The 2780-nt window shown below is 70.4% G+C and carries 2 protein-coding genes; both read left to right on the plus strand.

Annotation, left to right across the window (positions count from 1 at the left end; all coding sequences use genetic code 11):
* A partial coding sequence (locus tag F8271_RS30840) for a type IV secretory system conjugative DNA transfer family protein (protein ID WP_151493309.1) occupies positions 1-1025 on the plus strand: 1025 nt, incomplete at its 5' end.
* Between the two features lie 332 nt (positions 1026-1357).
* A complete protein-coding gene (locus tag F8271_RS30845) occupies positions 1358-2239 on the plus strand; it encodes a replication-relaxation family protein (RefSeq protein ID WP_151493310.1) in 882 nt (293 codons plus the stop codon).
* Positions 2240-2780: the final 541 nt, after the last annotated feature.

The raw sequence follows: 2780 nt of genomic DNA on the forward strand, positions 1-2780 counted from the left end.
TCAACCCGCTGTCCGGCAACGACCCCGACCTGGTCGTCGACAACCTCGTCAGCATCTTCGGGAACATCTTCGCGAAGGCGTGGGGGCCGCGGATGGACGACGTCATGCGGGTGGCCTGCCTGACCCTGCTGCGGCACGCCAACGTCACCCTCCAACACATCCCACCCCTGCTCAACTCGGCGCAGTTCCGCTCGGCGATGACCGTCGGCTTGGACGATCCGGCCGGCCTGTCCGGGTTCTGGCAGTGGTACGACGACCTCAACCCGGCCCTGCGCTCCCAGGTCATCGGCCCCGTCCTGGCCCGCCTGCGGGCGTTCCTCCTGCGGGACTTCGTCAAGCGCACCATGCGCTACCCCCGGTCCAGCTTCGACATGGGCAAAGTCCTCGACGGCGGGGCGCTGCTGGTACGCATCCCAAAGGGGCAGTTGGGCGAGGACACCAGCAAACTGCTCGGCTCCCTGGTTCTGGCGCAGGTGTGGCAGGCCGCGACCGCCCGGGCGGCCGTGCCGGCGGACAAACGCCGCGACGCCACGTTGATCATCGACGAGTGCCAGAACTTCCTGACCCTCGCCAACAGCCTCGACTCAATGTTGGCGGAGGCGCGGAAGTACCGACTGTCGATGGTCCTCGCGCACCAGGACCTCGCCCAGTTCCCGAAGGACCTCCTCGCGGCGGCGTCGGCGAACGCCCGCAACAAGCTGTACTTCTCCGTCGCCCCCGAGGACGCCCGCGTGCTGGCCCGGCACACCCTGCCCGAGCTCGACGAGCACGACCTGACGCACCTGGACGCCTACACCGCCGTCGGGCGCCTCGTCGTCGGCGGGCGGCAGACATCGGCGTTCACCCTCAAGACCCGGCCGCCGAAGCCGATCGTGGGCGAGGCGACAGCCATCCGGCAGGCCGCCGCGCAGGCGGTGCCGGCGCAGGACACCAGCGCGATCGACGACCTCGTCGACCGGTTCTCGGCCCGACCCGACGACAACCGCCGGTCCCGAGGCAAGAGCGGTCCGAAGGCGAACGCCTGAACGCCGCAGGGCGGTTGAAGCGAGATCGACAGATCGGTCGATCGGGGTCGTCCGCATCCCGGTCGCCCCTTCCGTGCGGGCTTCACCAGCCCTTCACCACCGATCACCACACCGCACTGACAGATCCGGCCGTCCGGGTCTGTCAGTGCCGCTCACCGGCCGTGTCCAGCCTCCGGTGACCACCTCACCGAACTCAGACACCCTCCCTCGGAGGGAACTCCTCTTCCGCCTGGAGCATCATCGTGCCCACCGACAACTCCGTATCCCGCTCAGCTTCTGCCTCTTTCTCCGCCTCTTCGTCGGGTTCCCGTTCGTCGTCTCGTCTCGCTCGTCTGGACCGACTTCGTCGGCTTACCGCCCGTGATCATCAGCTGCTGCGGTGGCTCGCCGAGCACTACGTGCTGTCCACCGACCAGATCACCACGGCGCTGTTCCCGTCGCGCCGCTCCGCCCGGCTCCGCCTCGCCCAGCTGCACCAGATGGAGGCGGTCAGCCGGTTCGTCGACGTCACCACCGGCAGCGGCCAAAACCTCTACACCCTCGGACCGCTCGGCACGGTGGTCCACCCCACCCAGTTCAACGACCCCAACCACGCCGACGCCCGCGCCCCACGCACCAGCATCGACCGCACCGAACGCATCATCGGCAGCCGCCGCCTGCCCCACCTGCTCGGTACCAACCAGCTGTTCGTCGACCTGCTCGGCTACGCCCGCACCGACGAACACGCCCAGCTGGCGCGGTGGTGGTCCGAACAGCACACCACCGCCGCCTTCGCCGCCGCCTCCTACGCCGCCGGCAGCGGGGCCGGTGTCCAGCCCGACGGGCACGGCATCTGGCACGCTGGCGGGCGCACGGTCGGGTTCTTCCTCGAACACGACAACGGCACCGAACCCCTCGGCACCGTGCTGCGCAAGCTGCGCGGGTACGAGCAGCTGGCCGTCTACGGGCCGCGGTACCCGGTGCTGCTGCGCGTCCCCGGCCGCCGCCGCGAGCAGCACCTCCTCGACGCCCTCGCCGGGGTGCCCACCGCCATGCCCGTGGCCACCGGCCTCCACGGCGAGCACCCCGCCGGGCCTGCCTGGACCCTCACCACCGATCCGGGCCTGCGCCGCTGGCCGCATGAACTGCCCTCAGATCACGGCCCGGACAACCCGGCCACCAACCCGCACCGCTTTCCCGACACCGACCTCAGCGGCCCCGACCCGGAGCCCTGACATTCACCTTCACCGCACGCGGAGGGGGGCCGTCCACCGTCGTGGGCGGCTGTGAGACCGACCGGATCTAACAGCCTCACCGTTCCTCACCCGCGGAAATCGAGCGGTCGCCTGACAGTGCAGGTCAACCGCACTTCTGGCGATCTTGACGGCGGCCGGCGCTGACAGATCCGGCCGCTACCTTCATCGGCACCACCTTCACCCATATATCGCTCCACCCGGTCCGGTCCCACCTCGGGAACCACCGCCGCACCTCACGGTGCGCTCCGCCCACCCGCCTTCGGCCGGTCGGCGCCCGCGCCGCGCGGCGACCCCCAGGTCGCACCGCACCACCAGCACCAACCCGCTTCACCAGCAGCCCTCTGCTGCACCCATCCCTGTTCGTCCCGTGAGTCGACCCATGTACCCGGTGGGCCGGCCGCTTCCGCGCGCCCAACAACGCGCCCCAACAGGAGGAGGACCCCAGATGACCGCAACCAACGGTGCCGCGACCCCGCTGAGCCGCTACGGCACCCGCGTGCCGACGGTGACGCCCCGCCCG

The organism is Micromonospora sp. ALFpr18c, from assembly GCF_008868155.1.
Lineage (GTDB): Bacteria > Actinomycetota > Actinomycetes > Mycobacteriales > Micromonosporaceae > Micromonospora.